Origin of the sequence: Lachnospira sp. CLA-JM-H23, assembly GCF_040096425.1 — a bacterium.
Taxonomy (GTDB): Bacteria; Bacillota; Clostridia; order Lachnospirales; family Lachnospiraceae; genus Lachnospira; species Lachnospira rogosae.
In genome coordinates this window covers 53,753-75,364 of the sequence record NZ_JBBMET010000007.1, presented here as the reverse complement: position 1 = coordinate 75,364, position 21,612 = coordinate 53,753, and the positions used below count along the sequence as shown (strand labels likewise).

Annotated in this window: 15 protein-coding genes; 2 read left to right on the top strand and 13 right to left on the bottom strand. The window is 38.2% G+C overall.

What is annotated here, in order from left to right:
• Window positions 1-54: 54 nt before the first annotated feature.
• From rsmA to WMO42_RS09975, 10 genes are all read right to left on the bottom strand, one after another.
• Entirely contained in the window at window positions 55-921 is an 867-nt protein-coding gene (rsmA, locus tag WMO42_RS10020; protein ID WP_055307005.1) for a 16S rRNA (adenine(1518)-N(6)/adenine(1519)-N(6))-dimethyltransferase RsmA, read from the bottom strand.
• A gap of 65 nt (window positions 922-986) precedes the next feature.
• Window positions 987-1,763 carry a TatD family hydrolase gene (locus WMO42_RS10015; protein WP_055177414.1) on the bottom strand — a complete coding sequence of 259 codons (777 nt, stop codon included), beginning with the start codon at window positions 1,761-1,763 and terminating at the stop codon, window positions 987-989.
• The gene (locus tag WMO42_RS10010; protein ID WP_349192196.1) at window positions 1,750-4,341 is read right to left on the bottom strand and encodes a 6-pyruvoyl-tetrahydropterin synthase-related protein; all 2,592 of its coding nucleotides are present in this window, start codon (window positions 4,339-4,341) and stop codon (window positions 1,750-1,752) included. Before WMO42_RS10010 ends, WMO42_RS10015 begins: the two co-directional genes overlap by 14 nt.
• Before the next feature lie 8 nt (window positions 4,342-4,349).
• The gene (locus WMO42_RS10005; protein ID WP_022501300.1) at window positions 4,350-4,814 is read right to left on the bottom strand and encodes a 6-carboxytetrahydropterin synthase; all 465 of its coding nucleotides are present in this window, start codon (window positions 4,812-4,814) and stop codon (window positions 4,350-4,352) included.
• 45 nt (window positions 4,815-4,859) lie between these two features.
• Window positions 4,860-5,930 carry a hypothetical protein gene (locus WMO42_RS10000; protein ID WP_349192195.1) on the bottom strand — a complete coding sequence of 357 codons (1,071 nt, stop codon included), beginning with the start codon at window positions 5,928-5,930 and terminating at the stop codon, window positions 4,860-4,862.
• A 23-nt stretch (window positions 5,931-5,953) separates the two neighbouring features.
• Window positions 5,954-7,492 (bottom strand): TIGR03111 family XrtG-associated glycosyltransferase, encoded by a 1,539-nt coding sequence (locus WMO42_RS09995; protein WP_349192194.1) that lies wholly within the window; start codon window positions 7,490-7,492, stop codon window positions 5,954-5,956.
• Entirely contained in the window at window positions 7,467-8,078 is a 612-nt protein-coding gene (gene xrtG, locus WMO42_RS09990) for an exosortase family protein XrtG (RefSeq protein ID WP_055306986.1), read from the bottom strand. Before xrtG ends, WMO42_RS09995 begins: the two co-directional genes overlap by 26 nt.
• Window positions 8,078-9,907: a Firmicu-CTERM sorting domain-containing protein gene (locus WMO42_RS09985; RefSeq protein ID WP_055177405.1), complete on the bottom strand. Its 1,830-nt coding sequence runs from the start codon at window positions 9,905-9,907 to the stop codon at window positions 8,078-8,080. Before WMO42_RS09985 ends, xrtG begins: the two co-directional genes overlap by 1 nt.
• Before the next feature lie 648 nt (window positions 9,908-10,555).
• Window positions 10,556-11,947 carry an MFS transporter gene (locus WMO42_RS09980; protein ID WP_022501305.1) on the bottom strand — a complete coding sequence of 464 codons (1,392 nt, stop codon included), beginning with the start codon at window positions 11,945-11,947 and terminating at the stop codon, window positions 10,556-10,558.
• A gap of 12 nt (window positions 11,948-11,959) precedes the next feature.
• Complete coding sequence (locus WMO42_RS09975; RefSeq protein ID WP_349172629.1) at window positions 11,960-14,215, bottom strand: glycoside hydrolase family 2 TIM barrel-domain containing protein; 2,256 nt, start codon at window positions 14,213-14,215, stop codon at window positions 11,960-11,962.
• 194 nt (window positions 14,216-14,409) lie between these two features.
• Here WMO42_RS09975 and WMO42_RS09970 point away from each other — a divergent pair, with 194 nt between their 5' ends.
• Window positions 14,410-15,630: a helix-turn-helix domain-containing protein gene (locus WMO42_RS09970; RefSeq protein ID WP_055177401.1), complete on the top strand. Its 1,221-nt coding sequence runs from the start codon at window positions 14,410-14,412 to the stop codon at window positions 15,628-15,630.
• Window positions 15,631-15,757: 127 nt separating this feature from the next.
• On the opposite strand, the gene metG is transcribed toward WMO42_RS09970, so the two are convergent.
• A complete protein-coding gene (gene metG, locus WMO42_RS09965; RefSeq protein ID WP_055306988.1) occupies window positions 15,758-17,764 on the bottom strand; it encodes a methionine--tRNA ligase in 2,007 nt (668 codons plus the stop codon).
• Window positions 17,765-17,967: 203 nt separating this feature from the next.
• Between metG and WMO42_RS09960 the strand changes: the two genes are divergently transcribed.
• Window positions 17,968-19,818, top strand: coding sequence for a DUF885 domain-containing protein (locus WMO42_RS09960; RefSeq protein ID WP_349153914.1), 1,851 nt, complete (start codon window positions 17,968-17,970; stop codon window positions 19,816-19,818).
• Here the strand turns inward: WMO42_RS09960 and WMO42_RS09955 are convergent.
• Together WMO42_RS09955 and WMO42_RS09950 are read right to left on the bottom strand one after the other, a co-directional pair.
• The gene (locus WMO42_RS09955; protein WP_022503119.1) at window positions 19,792-20,583 is read right to left on the bottom strand and encodes a DnaJ domain-containing protein; all 792 of its coding nucleotides are present in this window, start codon (window positions 20,581-20,583) and stop codon (window positions 19,792-19,794) included. The genes WMO42_RS09960 and WMO42_RS09955 overlap by 27 nt on opposite strands.
• Window positions 20,580-21,416 carry a DUF5685 family protein gene (locus WMO42_RS09950; protein ID WP_349192192.1) on the bottom strand — a complete coding sequence of 279 codons (837 nt, stop codon included), beginning with the start codon at window positions 21,414-21,416 and terminating at the stop codon, window positions 20,580-20,582. Before WMO42_RS09950 ends, WMO42_RS09955 begins: the two co-directional genes overlap by 4 nt.
• Between the last annotated feature and the right edge of the window lie 196 nt (window positions 21,417-21,612).

Below are 21,612 nucleotides of genomic sequence, written 5' to 3'. Positions count from 1 at the left end.
AATCTTATGTCCTAAGGGAGGTAAATATTCATTGCCTTAATTATGTGCCGTCTGTTATCTGTTATTAATTATCGCATTAGTAAGAGCCGCGAACTGCTCTAATGTGAGTGCTTCTCCTCTTATTGTAGCAGAAAATCCACACTGTTCTAATGCTTTAAGCAGTTCCTCTTTGGATACATTGACTTCACCGCTATTACCCACACTGTTCATCATAGTCTTTCTTCTTTGGTTAAATGAAGCTCTTATTATCTTGAACATAAGATGTTCATCAAGCACATCAACTGGAGGCTTCTGGTATCTTTCAAGCTTTATTACCGCTGAGTCTACATTTGGACGTGGCATAAAACAGCTTGCTGGAACATTAAGCACAATCTTAGGTCTGGCATAATACTGCACTGCTAATGAAAGTGCACCGTAATCTTTAGTTCCCGGACCTACCTGCATACGGTCTGCCACTTCCTTCTGAACCATAATAGTTATGCTGTCCAAAGGCACACCACTCTCAAAAAGTCCCATAATAATAGGAGTTGTTATGTAGTAAGGAAGGTTAGCAACAACCTTTATTGGCTTACCACCATTTTTCTTGTCTGCAAGTTCCTTAATATTAAGCTTTAATATATCCTCATTGATAACTGTTACGTTATCATACCACGACAGTGTATCCTCTGTAAGAATTGGTATAAGCTTCTTATCAATCTCGACAGCTACAACCTCTCTTGCATTCTCGCAGAGTATCTGTGTCATAGTTCCAATACCCGGTCCTACCTCAAGCACGAAATCATCCTTCGTAACTCCGGCTTCCCTCACAATCTTTTCAACTACATTTTCATCTATAAGAAAGTTCTGACCGAACTTCTTCTGAAAATTAAAACCGTATCTGTTAAGCACCGCGATTGTATTAGTCGGATTGCCAAGGTGCATAACGTGTGCGTATTTATTATCCACTGTATAATCTCCATTCTTATAATTACTGATTGACGAATATGTTATGCCTCTTTAAAGAATAACCTTCTCGCATTGTTATTAGTAATGTCCACTATCTCATCATAAGACATTTTCTTGATTTCTGCCAGCTTTTCTATGACATATCTTATATTACTGCTGTCATTTCTTTTGCCCCTGTTAGGAACTGGTGCAAGATATGGGCAGTCTGTTTCTAATAATATGCGCTCCATTGGTATAACCTCCGCCGCCTCAACAAGCTTTCTTGCATTCTTAAAGGTAAGCACGCCGCCTATTCCAAAGTAGAAGTTCATATCGTAAAATGTCTTGACCGACTCCTTAGTATATGAATAACAGTGTATTATTCCACCTATCCTGTCCGCATTTCCATTTTTTAAAATGTTAATTGTGTCCGCACAGGCTTCTCTGGAATGTATAATCACTGGCTTATTAACTTCAACAGCCATCTGTAACTGCCTTTCAAACCATTTAAGCTGTACTGCCCTCTCTGGCTCATCATAATAATAATCAAGTCCAATCTCACCTATTGCAACAACCTTCGGATTGCTTAGTGCTTCTTCCTTAAGCCAGCTTATAATATCCTCATTAAGTTTGTCATAATCATCTGGGTGAACGCCTATAGCCGCATATATATTCTTATACTGCTTCGCAAGATTTAAAGTCTTCCTGCACCCTTCTATGCTTGCACCGACATTTACAATAGTATCAATGTCTGTAGATAAAAGCTTATTAAGCAGTTCGTCCCTGTCTACATCAAATGCTTCATCATCATAATGTGCGTGTGTATCAAATATTCTCATTCTTATTCTTCCCTGACTTTCCTGTCTTTCCAAGAGCAATCACCCATACAACTGACAGGATAATTCCTGCTATGCTGACAATTGCTCCCTGCCATACATAAGGCACTTTAATATTAATAACTGTTGTACCTTTCTGTATATACATAAGATTATTCTTTTTTTCAATATTCTGTGCTGTGCTGAATATGTCGTGATAAGCAAGTGCAGTGTTAACATTATCCTCATTAGATGTTATTGTAATCGTGCTGCCTGTATAATCAATTGTAAGAGGAACTATCTTTCTTTGTGGCAATGTTTCCTGTGTAAGACCCGACATATTCTCAAGCAGTCTTCCAACTGTCTTATCACCTGTCATACTGTAGAAATTCATAATGCCAAGACCACACATTATTATATTATCATTCTTAACTGTTCCATAGAAATCAAGACTCAGTCCATTATCGTCAACACTTCCGTAAGAAGTATCAAGTCCATCAAGATATACAGTATTCCACTCAGTGTGTCCCTGTGGGAACATATCTGTATATACACGCCCAATTCTTGTATTCATCTCTGGATAACCATTCTCGAACTTAACCGCATTACAGGTAACTCCAAGAAATGTCTGTGTATGGGTTCTCTTATCCTGCGGAATGGAGTCTGCTGAGATTATAATCTTAACCCCTGCCTCACTAAGTCTTATAATAAGCTCCTCTGCCGCCTCTTTATCATTATAAGTAAAGCCGTCAAGGAATATCTCTTTATACTGCGATAACTGCTCAAATGTATAATCATCAAGATTATAAGAGTCCGTTTCTTCTACCGCTGGAAATCTTAAAGAAATTCCTGAAGCACCACTTCCTATTCCTATAGCTTCATAAGTGCTTATAGTTCCCCAGTTACCATTAACATCAAGATGATAAAGCCTGTAATCACCATTGTAGTCAACAAGCTTATAACCCACAGCATTTGCCGCCTCATCAAGCTTATCAAGAGTTCCTGTATATTTATTAAGTTGTGAAAGCCTTACAACAACTGTGTCGTTACCAAGCTCCTCGCATCTGTCAAACATATAGTAAAATCTGCTTTCAGCCATAGCCTTATTAAGATTGGCTATGTTAGTTGATGTGTTAGCCGCTTCCCAGCCCGCACCAAATGCAGCCGGCACTCCGTTATTCCAGTCTGCTGTAAGCCACGCACCCATAGCTCCAAGACTGCTCGCATCCATAAGTGCAAGCCTCTGTCCTGTTATGCTCTGTGCCTTTGATATAAGTGTATAGTTCTGTATCTGATTAATCCTGTCCTCTGCCTCACTTGTATCTGTCATATTTAATGATAAAATATCATCAATAAGCGATGTATCAGAAGAATTATCCTCTGATGTACTATTATACCGGCTGAACATTCCACTTAAAGATATTTTATTATCTTCTGTAAACAGACTTCCGCCTGTTATCAATGTAAGTGATGGCACTATATCTGCTATAAGAAGAACACACATCAATAGCACCAACGGCTTCTTTAATGTATCCCACTTAAGAAAGCTGTACAATATAAAGCATAATGCTATGGAAATAAATCTTAACATCCAAAGATACTGGCTTCCTGGAAGAAGGCTTAACACCGGATACATAGCTGTAGTAGTGCATACAAGAATGACTACCGCTGTCACAAATCCCGCTCTTGACTTCTTATATCCAAGGAATATTCCGCATACCGCTATTATGCACGCTGCAATCCCATAGTAGAAATGGGAGTTATTGCTCTTAATTCTATCAAGCGGATTAAGAGTAACAACAAGCTTCTGAAAGAAGTTAGCCATATTTTCTGAGTTATCAAGTGATGTTATTCCTCCATTAAGCGAAGCAACAAGCCATATTCCAAGAACCATAAATCCAAGCAGTATGCTGACAATCACTTCCAATACCGCTCTCTTATTGCCTTGCTGGAACATATACACTATGCAGTATATAAGCACTGCCAGTGCAATCATACCAGCATAGCCAAGATGACACATTGCCATAAGTGCGAATGTAACTATAATTATAGGAATATATATTCTCTTTCTCTCTGACAGATATTCACATACCGCATATATGAATACAGGCAGAAATATCATACACAATGATCTTGCAAGATTACCTTCAACAAACAATGCAAGCAGATTATTAGGCATAAAGAACCATATAAGTCCAACAAATGCACCAAGATATGGCCTATTCATTTTCCTGCCTATTATAAGCCATAATATGCTGTTAAAAAAGCAGACTGAGCCCACGAATATAAGGTATCCTGCAAGCTGTCCTCCACCTGCAATCATCTGGCATAATGCCATATAATATGCTGTAAGTGGTGCCCAGTAACGCATAATCTCCACGCCGTTATACCACATAGAATTATATATAGGATACCAGCTGCCTTCCTTTATAGAATTGTATACATAATCTCCACGGAATATATGATACATAGTATCTGAACCTGTAGGGTATGCCCCATTATTCTTAACTAAGAATACAACAAGCACTGACACTGCCAGATATATTATTGGCATAAGAATTAACAGATACCACGTCTTCCTGTTCACATCATTTCTATTCATAACAGCCATCATCCTTCTGTTAAATCATCTAATACTGCATCCATAACCTCAGATAATATTATATTCTCTGTATCTGCGTTAATCTGTGCATTTCCCTCCTGCTCTGCCATATTAACAATATAACTTCTTGTAGGAGTTTCGCTCGCCTCTAATCTTGTCATCATTCCACCGATATCATGAATTATCCTGTAGAATTCACTTGAAAAATAATCAGTTACATTCTCAAGTGTCGGCATTATGCTGTCAAAAGGCTCTTCATCATTAAGCACCTTATTCTGGTACTTTTCAAGGAAATTGGCAATTCCCTTCTCGAATATATTAAACTCAACAAATGAGCTTCTTCCAAACTTAATATCCAGAGCGAACTCCCATGTGTGTGGATGTATTTCACCCTTCTTGCCATCAATAATTATGTAATGCCTCATATTAAGGTAAAATTTAATTCTATATTCCCTGTACAACTTAACTGCCATATTAATCTCCATTCCTGTCTGATATTTTAAGCATATACACTGTATTTATACAGCCTTACTCTGTTTATATCTGTCCTTAAGTTTACTAATATCAGCTTCATTATTAACAAGCTGGCTGTTCTCAACTGATGAATTATCATCTACAAGTATATTAATCTTGTCCAGAGCACGCTTTTCATCAATCTTAATAAATATAAGCACAAGATCCGTCCTGCCATATTCAAATCTCAGAACATTTTTATCAAGAATATATACTGCTCTTTCTATAAACTTAACCCTGCTTTCAATATTCCTGCATTTGATATGTATAAATGTGACCGGATATATCTCCCTCTTAGTAATCTTTTCAAGAAACGGAATAATAGCCTTCTGCTTCCACAGATTATTTCTTGTATCGTGAAGGTCGCTTTCCATAAGCTTCTGGTTAATCTTTGAAAGTCGTCTGTTGACCGTATCGATTGTATCCTTCTGTACGTCCATTTTGAATAACATATGTCTTATATAATAAGCCATAAGCATTGGCACTAAGACAATAATCAGAAGAAGTACCACGAATAATGTAGTCATCTGTGTCTTTACACCAAGATAACTGTTGTTATCAAGAAGTGCACCCCTCTGTGTAAGCAGGCATAATCTGTATGGCTCATTCTTATATTCAAACAGAACTCCTGAGGCAATATAATCGTTGTCGTTAATATTAATTGTCTTATGCACAACCTTATTCTGTATAAGACCATCTATGAACTCCTTGGCACTATCTGACATATAATATGTTGAAGCTGTAACGCCTTTATATTTATTAGTTTCTGTTATATCTTTTACAAATAGCATTGACTGGTCCTTTGAAAATGTCCAGTAATGGTTAGACGAGGCATCCATTGTCTCAAGGATTTCCTTAATAATCTGCTCATCATTTCTATTATCCTTAAGATTAATCTGGTCAAGAACAAGCTGTACATACGCATCCTGCTGTGTCGCACACACATCAAGAATTCCGTCCTCATACCTTTGAAGTTCTATATGTGCTGTAAATCCTGCTATAACAGCTACACATATTACACATATTGTTGTAATAATAAGCACCGGGTGTTTACCCAATCTGTCTTTCAGTTTCATAGCTTACTCCCATCTAACACATTTTATAAAGACTCATCCTCATCTATCAGTTCAATCTGTTCTATTTTCTCTGCGGCTTCTTTACTGTCTTCTGCCATAGTTTTATCTTCCATAATGTTACATTTGTCTTCTGTAATATCAACAGCCTCCGGTGTATCAGCTTCTTCTACCTCTATAAGCTCCATATCCTCCATAGGCTCGTAATTGACTGCTTTTCTTAACTTTCCAATAAATGCCGCCGGCTTTTGCATATCCTGTTTCACAACCTTAGCAAATGCCTTGCACTCATCTGTGAAGTTCATCGTCTTCCATGCACTATCTGTCTGTATGCTGTTAATAATACCTGCTACTCTTATAAAGAATACGAGAAAATTAAAGAACGGCAGAAACAATATGCACCACCAGTGCCGTACATAATATTTCTTTACATCCTTATTGATGTTAAGGAAATACGCGACAACTATAAAGTACAGATATCCGGCAAGTGTATACAAGCCGAATATTATTCCTGTAGATACAAGTATCATCTTACCCGAATAGCCAATAGCCATAAGGCATATAAGTGCCAGATACCATATCATTCTTGGAAACGCAAATGTGTGGTCATAAAGAAGAGTCTTTACGCTTACATTGCTGAATATATTCTTTACCTTAAAGGACTTGTCCATAAACATCTTGGCTACTTCAAGGCTTCCTCTCTGCCATCTCTGTCTTTGTGTGTACAATTTGTTCATATCCTCTATTGGGTCAACAAAGAATATCGCATCTTCGCACACTTCGACTCGTTCATTCTGCCTGTATTTCATCTGGAATGTGATATGTGTATCCTCACATATTGTATCCGTGTTATACATCCACGACTTTAACACAACTGACTTTCTGAATGCGGAAAATGCTCCTGATAATGTATACACTGCATTCATCTCGGAAGCATAGCTTCTGCCTGCAAGGAAAGCCTGTGCATATTCCATAAATTCCAGATTACGGAGCAGTCTTGGAAAAAATCCTTTATATGCCTGTATCTGTTCAGGAATTGTAAGAATAGCTCCTGTCATACAGTTAAGATCTGTATCCTGTTCAAATCTTGTAATAAGATTGACAAGTGCATTTTTCTCTAATATTCCATCACTATCAAGATTAATAATATACTTGCCGTCACTGTTATACAAGGCCAGGTTAAGTGCTCTTGACTTGCCCTGCTCTGCATTAAGCCACTGCATAAGAAGGTCAGGAAACTTCTTCTGACAGTCCGCATATACGGCGAAGCTGTTGTCCTGACCTTTATTATTAACAAGGAATATTCTGATTTTATCATTAGGGTAAGTACTGTCATTAACCGACTTGATACATCCATACAGAGTATCCGCTGAATTATATACAGGAATAATAAGAGATATCTCTGGATATATCTTCATCTCTTTTCTTTTCTTCTTATGTCTTAGATTTCTCCTGATAAGAAGAAATACACTTCCAAGTGCCGGGACAATCTCCATAATAAATGGAATGATTATCCAGCCGCCCCAGAAAAGAAATGAGTTAAGAATTTGTTTTATTATTACCATATGAGAAGCTGCCTACTTTCATCTTTATAACCTGAGGTTTGGTAAATACATAGAAATACAGATATACACTTAGAACGTAAAAGAATATTCTTCCAATAAATGTATGAACCACATAGTATGCTCCCATTCCCCAAAAATATACTGACATACATATCATCACAATTCTCAAAGCATTACAGAGCATTATATAGCAAAAACCACCTATTCCCACCATAACCTTTTCGCTGAAATTGTATACATTAAAGAATGCCAGCAATGATATAAATGCCATAATCTCAATAATTCCTGAACACTCAAAATCTATCAGCAGTGTCGCCTGTGTAACTCCTGTATGAATAAATATAATTCCATACTTGAAATATGATGTAAATGCTCCTGTCACACTTCCAACTACACCAGCCAGTGCTGATACACAACGTGCCAGCGGCATAGTAAGCACGGGACGTATAGTTATCATCATTATAAGAAACAACCCAAAGCTTCCCCACATAAACTTCCACGCATAAAGCTTTGCTCTTGTTAATACTGAAAGTATATACAGCCACACTGCTATAACTGCCACTGCCACGATTGGATTAACACTCATTATTCTGTTACCTGATTACTGCCTTTCTTTTTCTGATAAACGAGAACACCTACTGTTATAAGAACGCATATGCAAAGTCCAAGCCAGGCACCTGTTGAAGCACCTGCTGTTGTAACCCACTGCTGCCCTAATCTTCCAAACTGTGCATCAATCTGCTTGAAATCACTCACATCACATCCAAGCTTATCAGCCACCTTCTTAAGGTCTATTATAAACTCACATTCGTCCTTATCACTTCCAATAGTCACCATCATTTTTCCATAACATGTATCTGCTTCATTAGTGCTATTAATATTAGCTGAAGTATGCCATGCATCTGTTGAAAAAATGTAGAATTCATATGTACCTTCGGAAAGTCCACCTTTTTGAGAATTCCAGTTAATGTTACCATCACTGTCTACTGTCTCCATTCTTGGATAAAATACCTGACTCCAATTATCATTAAACTTTATTGTAATTGCCTGTGTTAACTCTCCACCTGCTTCAGTTAAATGTGCCTGCATTGGAGTTTCAACGTGTCCAAAAAGCTGTGTTCCATCACAATATATTGCAGCACTGGCATCTGCAACGTGTTCGTGAGTTCCTGGCGTTGCATACTGAATTGTTGTATGTGGATATTTGTTCCAGTCGCCATATAAGCCATCATATGCTATATCATAATTACCATCACTACTGTCATTACTGCCATCATCCTTAAGATTAGCTACATCTTTAACAAATGGCTCTGAAAGGTATAAGCCAAATGATATTGTCTTATTATAAATCGGAAGCTTATCCTTAGGAACCGCTATTTCCCACTGCCTTCCAACATGCTGACACAAAACACCATCTATACCATTAACCTGTCCATCCTGTGTAAGCTGAAATACAAGTTCTCTGCCCAAGTCTGTCTTTATTGAATACCTGCCATTGGAATGAGTTCCAGCACCATAAGCACTTCCTGTTGCTCCGTCCTTTAAGTATATGTATACATAATCTCCATCAAACACCATAGCTGCTTTTGAAAGGCAGTCCTTGTGTGCTTCATTAGGACACGCTGCATTATACCTGGCAACTGCATCCCAGTCTTTAAAACTGCCATCTATTGTTATGCCCTCATAGACAGCCTCTGTTGTATCCTCTTTAATCGCACTGCCGTCAAGCACTTCTATATCTGCTAAATCTACCGTAACACCAGCAAATGTTATCTTGAAATTACCCTCCGTAAAGAAATTCATAGGAATTGAAGCCTCAACTGTATATGGTCCTGCTGTATTCTGGTGTGCCTCATTAACTGTAACCATCTTAGCACCCTCTATATCACCATACCAGCCGTTCTTAACCTGTGCTCCACCATTCCACGCAACAAACTGAATATGATTGGTTGAGTCACTAAGCCCTGTGGCATATGTAATATCAACAAGGTTCTGCTGGCCTGTATATCCATAATCCCACTCTGACTGTGCTGTTCCCTCATAGCTTATGTATAATGTAGAGTAATCGGCTGAGATTACTGCTTTCCAGCTTGATACCTTATCTGATAAAGCCTTTCTTTCTGTCACATTCTTCCAGTCTGTAAGGTCATTATCAAGAGTAATATCATCTCCGCCCACCTTCTTGTTATTCTTTAATGTTGATACATCAATCTTATTGCTCATACTAAGGCCGGCTGCTATATTATTCATCACGCTGTTTGCAGATGTCACACCTGTATTGCTGCCATATACCTGTCCAGCCATTGCTGTTACAGGGGCTGCTGCCAGCATTAATGCCATTCCAGCGGATAATACCATTTTCTTGCAGCTATGACGTCTTTTATTACTATATTCTCCCGTTTTAAAAATCCTCATAGTAAACCTCCAAAATTACGCTATTCTTATAATAGCATTAAAATTGATATGCTTTATTGTATTAATATAAATACTCAAATTATATTGTACGGCTATTGCTATAAATAGTCAATAATTGTATCGGCTAATATGCCACAATATTATATTAAGGCGAATTAACTATCTAATCAATATATCTTAAATAAATATCAGAAAATACATAATTATATTACAAGTTAGCAGAAAATTGTTGTCAATATAATTATTATATGATAATTTACGCTTAACAATTAGTTGTTAAATATAATATACAAGGAGGATATTTTTATGAAACATAATCGTTTTATTTCACTACTATTAACAGTTATTTTTTTATTTATGTACAACACGTCTTATGCAAGTGCTGCGGAAATAAAAATGATAAACGGAGTGATAAGCCTATGATTACAATCTTTAACCGCCAGAAATTAATCGAATGTAACACCGAAGAAATACGTATGAAAGCTGGGTGCAGTATGAGTCAGGCCGAAAAATTATCAGAATGGTCTCCTTGGATAACGCCATCCGGACTCTATTGCTGATACACATATATTTTACCAAAGGAAAAAACTCCGCACACCCAAAGGTGCACGGAGTCTGAGCCTTTATTATTGATATGAACTTGTTTGTTTATCCTCTTCTGCTCTTAAGTTCTGCAACGTTTGCATCTACTCTTGCCTTATTCAGAGGGAAAATGAACATAAGTACTAATCCACAAAGAATATAGATAGCTGCTGGGAAGAAAGTAGCCAAGTTGTAAATACCATTTGCAACTGCCTCTGTCTGTCCTGCTGCAAGTTCATTGTATCCAATCCATCCAAGTGCCCATCCGGAAAGACCACCAGCAATTGCCTGTCCAATCTTTCTTGAGAATGAGTAGATACCATAAATAGTACCATCGTCACGATTTCCTGTCTGTACTTCCATATCATCGATAACGTCTGTCACAAGAGCCCAGCACTGTGTCTGGAAGAAGTACATACCAAGCATAGCTACGAATGCACCAACTACGAATACCCATACATTCTTAATATGAAGAATACCAAGAATGAAGTAAAGGATACCTGATGCAAACATTCCTACTACACCACATTCCTTTTTACCAAACTTAGTAGCAAGCTTCGTAGAGCATGTTGCCAAGATGATAATACATGGAAGCATTAATAATGAGAATACTGAAAGAGCCTTTGTGTTCTTGAAGTAATCAGCAAACAAGTAAGTATTGACACCCTGTGACATTAATGAAGCCAACAAAAGAAGTACAGCTGCGATAATCATACCAAGCAATGAACGGCTTGTAAGTAATGTCTTTAATGTCTTAGCAACTGACTGCTTCTCAGATGTTTGCTTTGCAACATATTCAACACGCTCTGTTGTAAGGAAATAGCAAAGCAGATAGCATACAATTGCAATTACAGAGAATACTCCAGCTACAATAGATATATTTGTTGCAGAAACAACCTGGTTACCATAAGCATCTGTCTTATATACTAACATTGGAGCTACAACACCAATCATAATACCAGCAACAGTTCCACCTACTGAACGGAAAACAGAAAGCGAACTTCTGTCCTTTGGGTCACCTGAAATAACAGATGCCATTGAACCGTAAGGAATATTGATAGATGTATAGAAAATAGAACCCCAGAGGATATATGTAATAAACATATATGCAACCTTAGCTCCGTAAGAAGCATCTACCAAAAATGACTGATACATCATAAATGATGCAAGTGCAACAAATCCGCACATACGAAGAATCCATGGACGAATACGTCCGTTCTTTGTTGGCTTTGAATTATCTACGATACGTCCCATACCGATATCTGTAAAAGCATCGATACAACGAGCAATAAGAAACATAGTTCCGACCATTGCCGCTGAGATACCCATAACCTTTGTGTAGAATACCATTACATAAGTACTGGCAAAAATAAATGAAAAATCATTTGCAAGATCTCCGAACAGGTAACCAAACTTGTCACGTGCACCGAAAGGTCTTACTTCTCTAGTTTTACTCATGGTAATATCCTCCTATCTCTTTATCTTATTGAGCTTGCTATTCAACTCAAGAAGTTCTTCCTTAGTAAACTGCTTTCCACCGCCTGCAGTTCCCATAAGATTAAGCATACGCTTTACTGTAAAACCTGATAACATCTTCATAAGGCCCTCGCTGCCAGCACCAGCTGCTGCTTCTGCTGCACCGCCATCAGCGCCTTTCATAATCTTAAGCATCAATTCATCGATGAACATCTTACCTTCGTTGGCCTTCATGATATCACCAATCTTGTCATTGATGTTGAAGTATCCCTCTGGCATATCAATATCAAACCAGTTGAGAACCTCGCCTTCTTCTTTCAAACGATATTCTTCGTTAAAGGTATCTACCTTGCGAATCTTGCTTTCGTCACTGCAATCACCTGCTTTTGCAACAAGTGTACTTTCGCCTGCATTTGGCACATCAAAGTAGAAGAAATGCACATCACTTGTCTGCTTACCAAGGCTTTCACCGTTTACAAACAACTCTACTTCTGGCTGATTAGAGTATACCGTAACCTTTGTTGTATCTTCTACACGGTCTACATAGCGCTTACCACAGATATGCACGAATGGATCATCTGATAACCATGCCTTATATGCATAGAAAGCATCTTTCTTGTACTTTCTATCAAATGTAACCAAGCCCTTATGGTTCATACCATTTTCTCCACCTTCTGCTCTTGCATCAGCGGCGAAGTCATACATATTCCATACATGTGTAGCCCAGATATAATCTCTTGTAAAGAGCTGCTTAATCAGTTCTTCATGATAGTATGCCTGATATTCCTCAGTATAATCACCCTGAACAGGATTTGATGTATGCCAGTTCAAAGCCTCACATCCATACTCACTTAATCCAATTGGAATATTTGGATATTTCTTGTGGAAATCATCAAAGAACTCACCGTTCATATCTGTTGTTCCACCGTACCATCCATAATAATGGTTATAAGAAATAACATCCGGAATCTGAATATATTTTGCATCAATGCTGCACATAGAAACTACGGCCATTGTTGTAAGTCTTGTTGGATCCATCTGATGACATAAATCATTTAAAATGTTGTGGTTCTCAATGAGGTCATCATCCTCTCCGCCACCCATTGTAATCTCATTAGAAAGTCCCCATACTACAATACTTGGATGATTGTAATTCTGTATAATAAGTTCTTTCATCTGTGAAATAGTATTCTCACGTCCGTTTGGCAAATGTTTTGAAATATATGGAATCTCAGCCCAAAGTACAAGACCTGTCTCATCACAAAGGTCATAAATGTACTGGTCGTGCTGATAATGAGCAAGACGGATTGTGTTTGCACCCATTTCAAGAATGAGTTCAATATCTTCTTTATGTTCTTTATGAGTTAAAGCATTTCCAATGTGTGGTCTATCCTGATGACGAGACACACCGTGAAGTGGATAACGCTCTCCGTTTAAGATAAATCCCTTCTCTGGATCAATAACAAAAGTTCTACATCCAAAGCGAGTACTTCTCTCATCTAAAACAGTATCGTTTCTCTTTAATGTAACTTCTGCTGTGTAAAGGTGTGGGTCCTTACGGCCATTCCAAAGATGAACATTTTCAATCTCGAATGTAACCTTTGTCTCATTTGCAGAAACGCTCTTTGTAGCAATAACTTCATCACCATTTTTGATGACATATTCTAAAGTATCTTCCTCTGTTGCATCTGTAACAAATACTTCTACTTCAACACTTGCATTTGCACCTTCTACGATAGGTGTTACTGCAATGCCATGTGTTCCATAATAATCCAGATCAAAATGTGTTTCTGGTACAGAAATCACATTTACATCACGATACAGACCGCCATAGAATGTAAAGTCTGCCATCTGTGGATATACATGATCATTTGGTGCATTATCTACTGCAACTACAATTTCATTTTCATCAGCCAAAAAGTCTGTTACATTCACTCTCCATGTAGAGTATCCACCATCATGATGTCCAGCTTCTTTTCCATTAACATAAAGCCATGCACTAGAGTTTGCTCCGTTAAACTCAATATAAGTGATTGGTTCGCTACCAAACTCCTCACGCTTCATGTTCTTTACATAGTAACATGTACCGCGGTGGTAATCATTTCCACCATCCTGTCCATCCTTACCATTCCATGTATGAGGCAAGTCAAGTGCCTCCCAGTTGCCCTGTGTTAATACAGAATATCCTTCTGCGACAGTTATAGCATCTTTTGTAAACTGCCAAGATGCATTAATGTTCTTTGTTGCCATTTTTACCTCCTTCTTGTTCATAAAAAGAGTCTTTCTCTCTTTCCGTCAATCTCATTGATGTACTCAGTATAACAATTCAACGGATTTTGCTCTTGTCTTAGTTTTGTTGTTTTGGTAAAATTTTTACACAAAATATAATTATGGCAAATTTTTTACAAATAAAACGAGAAACCTACTAGGAAAGGAGTCCTATTATGACATTTGAAAACATGAATACCGATGATTTTTTCCCTTTGCTCCAGCAAACTTTGTCCGATACCTTTAAGATAGATTCTTATCTGATGCATGCTCCTTATCAGAATTTTGAGAAAATGGATATGGGACTAAGACGCATGGTCTGGGGCAACTACAAAACGAACAGCCCACTTTTTTCTTTGTTTGGCAGCTCTCCTTATCAAATCATTGTACTGCAGAGTTCCCTTGGGTTTTACAATGTAATTGTCAGTCTGACCACGGACGCTGAACCAGATATTCTTGGTATTATGCCTTTTTTGGCCGAACCAATCAATCAGGTAACAATCAACCGGCTCATTCGTGATAATCACATTGATCCGAAATACAACTCTGTCTTGTTACACTTTTATTACTCTCTTCCTGTCGTAGACATTGATGAACTCACACTGATGTTGCAGCATTTTATTAGTTTTTTTATTCCGGCGTTCAAAACATGCAGCATTGAGTATGTCAATTATAAAACAGAGTCTCATAACACTTCGCCAAACGAAGAACGTTTTCAGAAATTCTCTTCCGATTACATCGCGGAACTGATTTCACGACTAGAACATTGTTGTCAGGCAATGACTGCCGGAAACACTGCCCAGGCCATTGACTTCATGAAAAAGACTTTGGACTATTCTGCTTCTTTTCAGTCTCTTCCTGCAAAAGAAATAAGAAGCAGAATCGCCTCCTTAAATTTTTTTCTAGCTTCCCGTATGTTTGGGACCGCCGTACATCCGATTTATGTATACCAGCAGGCTGAAGCTTTTTCTCTTCGCATAAAAGATGCTAACAGCCAAGGAGAGTTTGCACACTTGCCATTTGACATGGTCCGAAAATATTCTATGCTTGCTAAGAATTATACGTATGAAAAATACTCTTATCTGATCCGAACTGTTGTAAATTACATTGACCAGCATTTATACTCAGAGTTAACGCTATCCATACTTGCCGAAAAATTTGACAAAAATCCATCTTATCTGTCAAATGCATTTAAAAAAGAAGTCGGCGAAACGCTGACTTCTTATATTGGAAGGCAGCGCATCCGGGCATCTTTACGCTACTTTAATACCACAAATATGAGTGTTGCTGAAGTGGCTGGAGCTGTCGGTATTCCTGATTTCGGTTATTTTTCGAAACTTTTCAAGAGACACATTGGCATCAGTCCACGCGAATACAAAAAAATGTTGGATAAATAATGCCTTGCTACTTCTGTTAACCTGTAAGTACAAGTGCAGTACAAGAAAAAGCTCCCTTCCAAGCCGCAGGTGATTTTACCTGCCAGCCCGGAAGGGAGCTTTTTATTATATATAATTCACTCTTTTGCTATCCGATTTCGCTTCCTGCGATTATATCCTTATCAACTGTCATAACAGAGAGATTGTTCTTATCGTCCATAGCCGCAAGAATCATGCCCTGTGATTCAACGCCGCATATCTTACGAGGTGCAAGGTTAGTAACTACTGCTACCTTCTTGCCAACCATCTCTTCCGGCTTATAATACTGCGATATTCCAGATACAATCTGTCTTACTTCCTCACCAACTCTTATCTGTGAGCAGAGAAGCTTCTTTGCCTTCTTTACAGGCTCGCACTTAAGCACTTCTCCGACCTGAATCTGGATTTTTTCAAAGTCGTCAAATGTTATCTCAGGCTTCTTCTCAACTACCGGATATTCTGGTACTCCATTAGCCTTTCTCTGTGCTTCCTGTAATTCTTCAACCTTTTTCATAACTTCTTCAATATCAAGTCTTGCAAAAAGGATTTCTGGCTTATCTGTAACTTTACTTCCAGACTCTCTTAAGCCGAACTTGTCAAGATCATCAAAATCCCTGTCACCAGCGGCTGGATTGTCAGGATAAAGCTGCTTTAAAATACTCTCTGTTGTATTAGGCATAAATGCCTTTAAAAGGTTAGCTCCGATTGTAATACTCTCTACAAGGTTGTAAAGAACTTCTTCAAGTCTTTCTTTCTTACTCTCGTCCTTTGCTAAAGCCCAAGGCATTGTTTCATCAATGTACTTGTTACATCTCTTAAATAATGCAAATACCTCTGTCATAGCATCAGCAACGTGAAGTGTAGCCATCTTGTTCTGAACCTTATCTCTTGTTCCTGTAACAACAGCCTTAAGGTCAGCATCGAAGTCAAGGCTTGCACCGTTCTCATCAACGCCTGCTCCCTCACTTGTGACACCTGTCTTATTAACTACACCGCCAAAATACTTGTTAGACATAGCAATTGTTCTGTTGACAAGGTTACCAAGTGTATTAGCAAGATCTGAGTTCATACGTTCAACTATAAGCTCCCATGAGATAACACCATCGTTCTCAAATGGCATTTCGTGAAGTACGAAGTATCTTACAGCATCAACACCGAACATATCTACAAGGTCATCTGCATATATAACATTTCCCTTAGACTTACTCATCTTGCCGTCATTCTGTAAAAGCCAAGGATGTCCAAATACCTGCTTAGGAAGTGGTTCACCAAGTGCCATAAGGAATATAGGCCAGTATATAGTATGGAATCTTATAATATCCTTTCCAATAAGGTGAAGGTCTGCCGGCCAGAACTTCTTATACTGTTCTGATGAGTTGCCATCAGCATCATACCCGATACCTGTGATATAGTTAGTAAGTGCATCAAGCCATACATATACTACATGCTTGTCATCAAAATCTACCGGGATTCCCCACTTAAATGATGTTCTTGATACACATAAATCCTGAAGTCCTGGAAGAAGGAAGTTATTCATCATCTCATTCTTTCTTGAAACAGGCTGTATGAATTCTGGGTGTGTATTAATATGCTCGATAAGTCTGTTGGCATATTTACTCATCTTAAAGAAATAAGCTTCTTCCTTAGCTGGCTTAACTTCACGTCCGCAGTCAGGACATTTTCCGTCAACAAGCTGTGACTCTGTCCAGAAAGACTCGCAAGGTGTACAGTACATACCTTCGTATGAACCCTTATATATATCTCCCTGATCGTAGAGCTTCTTAAATATCTTCTGAACCTGCTTTTCGTGGTAATCATCTGTAGTTCTTATAAACTTGTCATAAGATGTATCCATTAAATCCCATATTCTCTTTATCTCTGTAGAAACATTATCAACGAATTCCTTAGGTGTAATTCCTGCTTCTTCTGCTTTTAATTCAATCTTCTGTCCATGCTCATCAGTTCCTGTCTGGAAAAAAACATCATAGCCCTCCTGACGTCTGAATCTTGCAATACTATCGGCAAGAACTATCTCATAAGTATTACCAATATGTGGCTTTCCTGATGTATATGCGATAGCTGTTGTCATATAAAATGGACCTTTATTCTGTGGCATATCCGTAACCTCCGTTATCATTATTCTATATATGATAGCCAGCTTTTTAGAATATGTCAAACGAATAAACAAATATTCTTTAATGAAAAACATTTATTATACATATAATCTAGTGTATGATTAAGAAAATGTTGTACCAGGGGCTTATATGCACCTTCCCGAATCTGACTACGCGGTATGTCCGCAGAAATGAGGATTATTATATGCTGACATTAAAATCCAGTTACATAAAACATAAAACTAACATTTATTCTTTCTTTAAAAAAGCTGCTGCCATAACAGGTGCAGTAGTAATCACAGCCTGTTCATTTAGTGCCTGCACTCCATTTGGCGGGTCTGCTTCACGTTATAACAATGCTGATGAGCAATACAATGCAGCTGATAACGAAAGCTTTAATGCTTTTACCGACAGCCTTTTTCGTGAGCTTGCCTCAAGCGACTCACTCTCACTGCACGCACTTTTGGAAAATCCTTGCGAATATGGAATTGATGATTACGATATAACACTCGGACGTATTGATATTGATAATATTGATGATACATCAGATATAACAGACTACATAACAAAGCTCAACGCTTTTGACAAGGCTTCACTTTCCAAGAGCCAGCAGATAACCTATGACCTATTAAACAAATATCTGTATACAACCCTTAATTACAGCGACCTGTATCTTCTTAACACCGACCTCACTCCTACAATCGGCATACAGATACAGCTTCCGCTCCTTTTTTCCGAATATACATTTATGGAGAAAAAGGACGTTGAAGAATATATACAGCTCCTAAGTGATGTGGATGGATATTTTAATAATCTGCTGGAATTCGAGGCATTAAGAAGCGTCAGGGGATATACCCTAAGCGATGACCTTCTTGATGAGGTCATAAGCTCCTGCAAATCTATCGCTGATTCCGCCGGTGATGCTGAAGGTATGTTTATTGGTACTTTTAACTCCCGTGTTGACGACCTCATTTTCCTTACTGATGATGAGAAAAATGTATACAAGAAGCAGAACGAAGATGCCGTTATTAACCATGTAATTCCAGGTTATAACGCACTTATAACGACTCTTGCTTCATTCAAGGGAACTAACCAGTATTCTGGTGGAATATGCAATTACCCTAATGGTGCAAGATACTTTGAGGGACTTCTTGAAAACTGTCTTGGCTGGAGTAAATCAATTGACGAATACAATGATTTGCTTGACTCCTATATAAGAAGCTATTCAATTGTTATGCAGAAGCTTTTAAGAAAAGATCCATCACTTAACAGCCAGTTTGGCACATTTTCTTTTGGAATTGATAAACCAGACCAGATTATTGAGGATTTAAAAAAGAAGATAACTGATGATTATCCTGCCTTAAATGATGTCAATTATAATATTAATTATGTATCTGAAGCACTTAATGACTATGCAAGCCCTGCTATGTACTTTATGCCACAGATTGATAATCTTGACATTAACTCTATATACATTAATTCAGCCGGCACTGACAGCAGTGATTTGTATCCTACGCTGGCACACGAGGGGTATCCGGGACATTTATACCAGACACAGTATTTTGCCTCAACAAGCCCTTCTTTGATAAGAAATGTCATTAAACCTGGCGGCTATATTGAGGGCTGGGCTTCCTATGTTGAAGTTCATTCATATGAATATGCTGGCGATAATACTCTGCTTAATTCATTGGTCCAGTGCAATTATGCACTTATACTCTGCCTCTATGCCAAGGGCGATATCGGAGTGAATTATTACGGCTGGACTGAAGCACAGCTTTCCTCATTCCTTACCGATTATGGATTTAGCAGTGCCGAAGCTGCACACGAGATGTATACAGCATTTATTGCTAATCCTGCTAATTACTGCAAATATGTTCTTGGATTTTTAGGTTTTGAGGAACTAAAAAAACAGGCCCAGAAAGATCTCGGTGATAACTTCTCCTTAAAAGAATTCCACCGTTATATTCTTGAAACCGGACCTGTTCATATTGATATTCTATTTGATTACTTAAAGAACTGGGAGAACCGCTTAGTAGTATCTTCCCGGGCAGCATAAGCCGCCTCCGCCAAGACAGCAGTTACACATAAGGTTGATAAATATAAGTTTCATACACCAGCTTCCCATTCCACCTGCTGGATTCTGATATGTCTGCTGTCTTCCTGAATACCATTCACCGCCACTATTCATACGCTGGTAGAACATACGATACTGCATATTGTCAGGATCGAGTTCTACTGCTCTTCTGGCGTGTTCCATCGCTGTTGCCTGATTGCCTTTGCCTGAGTTAGCCATAGCACTATAATAGTACCATCTGGCATCTTTGTCCTGAATAGCAGAAAGCACGTTAAGTGCCTCATCATATCCACCATTGTTAATATAGTTAGCCGCCGCTCTTAAATGAACTGTCGTATCATCATTGCCATTCATATTAGAAGCACCACCTGAATATCCGGAATTAGAACCCCCTCCATAATATCCGCCAAAGCCAAATGGTCCAAAGCCCCAGAAGCCGCCAAAATCATCATAACCATTGCCGCTCTGTCCATTACGGTTATTCTGATAATCACCGTCATAGCCATAGCTTCCTGTGCCACCTCTGTTCTGACTGTAAGCTGATGATGTATATCCACCCTGCTTTTCCTTCATAATCTGGTTATAAGCCTGCTGGATTGTCTTAAACATTTCCTCTGCCTTATCCTTATTAGGATTATTGATATTCGCATCAGGGTGATACTTTCTGCTTAATGTTCTATATGCTTTTTTAATCTCTTCGTCAGTTGCATCTCTTGATACACCTAACACTGAATACGGATCGGTCATACTTCCTCCACTTGTTCTCTTTTATTCTTAGCAATCCCGAATCTTGTAAAGACTCCTGAATATATTACATTTCTTAATAAATCGACATTCTCAATAATAGGAAGGCTCTCAAAGCCTGCGGCAAATTGTGCCATATGTGATTTTAACACATTTTCTATAAATATATCAAAATCCTTATTATTCTCATACGTCCTGAGTGCATTGTATCTGCCCTTCTTCTTATCTTCCAAAAGGTCATCATACGCATCAAGAATATATATAAATCTTCCAAGTGAATTACCCATCACTTTTAATGTATCGTACCACTCATCATTTTTCATACACAAAATCTGTGCCATTATTATGCCAAATTGTTCTGCAAGCAGGTCAATATTGCTCTCATTATTATTCTCAAGCTCACTCATTCTATCAAGTGCCGCCTTAATAATGCGTGCTTTTGGGGGATATGCTTTCTCAATCCTCTTAACCTTATTAGTCAAAGACGAGGCAAGCAGCTTCTTCATAAGCTTCCTATCATCCTGCCAGTCATCAACGCATTTATAATAAGTCATAAGGACATTCATATCCGCAACATATGCTGAAATCTTATTGCGTCTTACCGGGTGCTTATGAACAGGGTGTGCGATACATCTTGCTTCCTTATATGTTGTATCCGGTTCATACAGCCCTGTAAGCAGTACAAGCAGAAATGTCATATCATAGCTTATGGATATCTGCCCATTAATACCATAATCTGAAAGCAGCTCCTCACACAATCCGCAATAGTATGAACGATACATATCATATTCTTTTATCTTAAGCTCAGGCTTATTAACAACAACATAACCGTACATACTACTCCTCATTTCTGCATACAATGTTAATTACAGCTTGCTCTGTATTCTATTACAGAACAAAGAGTCACTTTGTGACTCTTTGCGCGCCCATGTGAGCACGCAAGTGCATCTTCATCTCCACATGGGTCGCATCCCCGCGAAGCGTTTTAACTTTATAGGAAATGCAATTTCCTATAAAGTTAAAATAAGCGAA

Excerpts from the sequence above, each read along its gene's own strand:
- rsmA (WP_055307005.1), bottom strand. The coding sequence starts at position 921 with ATGCACCTTGGCAATCCGACTAATACAATCGCGGTGCTTAACAGATAC.
- WMO42_RS10015 (WP_055177414.1), bottom strand. The coding sequence starts at position 1,763 with ATGAGAATATTTGATACACACGCACATTATGATGATGAAGCATTTGAT.
- WMO42_RS10010 (WP_349192196.1), bottom strand. The coding sequence starts at position 4,341 with ATGAATAGAAATGATGTGAACAGGAAGACGTGGTATCTGTTAATTCTT.
- WMO42_RS10005 (WP_022501300.1), bottom strand. The coding sequence starts at position 4,814 with ATGGCAGTTAAGTTGTACAGGGAATATAGAATTAAATTTTACCTTAAT.
- WMO42_RS10000 (WP_349192195.1), bottom strand. The coding sequence starts at position 5,930 with ATGAAACTGAAAGACAGATTGGGTAAACACCCGGTGCTTATTATTACA.
- WMO42_RS09995 (WP_349192194.1), bottom strand. The coding sequence starts at position 7,492 with ATGGTAATAATAAAACAAATTCTTAACTCATTTCTTTTCTGGGGCGGC.
- xrtG (WP_055306986.1), bottom strand. The coding sequence starts at position 8,078 with ATGAGTGTTAATCCAATCGTGGCAGTGGCAGTTATAGCAGTGTGGCTG.
- WMO42_RS09985 (WP_055177405.1), bottom strand. The coding sequence starts at position 9,907 with ATGAGGATTTTTAAAACGGGAGAATATAGTAATAAAAGACGTCATAGC.
- WMO42_RS09980 (WP_022501305.1), bottom strand. The coding sequence starts at position 11,947 with ATGAGTAAAACTAGAGAAGTAAGACCTTTCGGTGCACGTGACAAGTTT.
- WMO42_RS09975 (WP_349172629.1), bottom strand. The coding sequence starts at position 14,215 with ATGGCAACAAAGAACATTAATGCATCTTGGCAGTTTACAAAAGATGCT.
- WMO42_RS09970 (WP_055177401.1), top strand. The coding sequence starts at position 14,410 with ATGACATTTGAAAACATGAATACCGATGATTTTTTCCCTTTGCTCCAG.
- metG (WP_055306988.1), bottom strand. The coding sequence starts at position 17,764 with ATGCCACAGAATAAAGGTCCATTTTATATGACAACAGCTATCGCATAT.
- WMO42_RS09960 (WP_349153914.1), top strand. The coding sequence starts at position 17,968 with ATGCTGACATTAAAATCCAGTTACATAAAACATAAAACTAACATTTAT.
- WMO42_RS09955 (WP_022503119.1), bottom strand. The coding sequence starts at position 20,583 with ATGACCGATCCGTATTCAGTGTTAGGTGTATCAAGAGATGCAACTGAC.
- WMO42_RS09950 (WP_349192192.1), bottom strand. The coding sequence starts at position 21,416 with ATGTACGGTTATGTTGTTGTTAATAAGCCTGAGCTTAAGATAAAAGAA.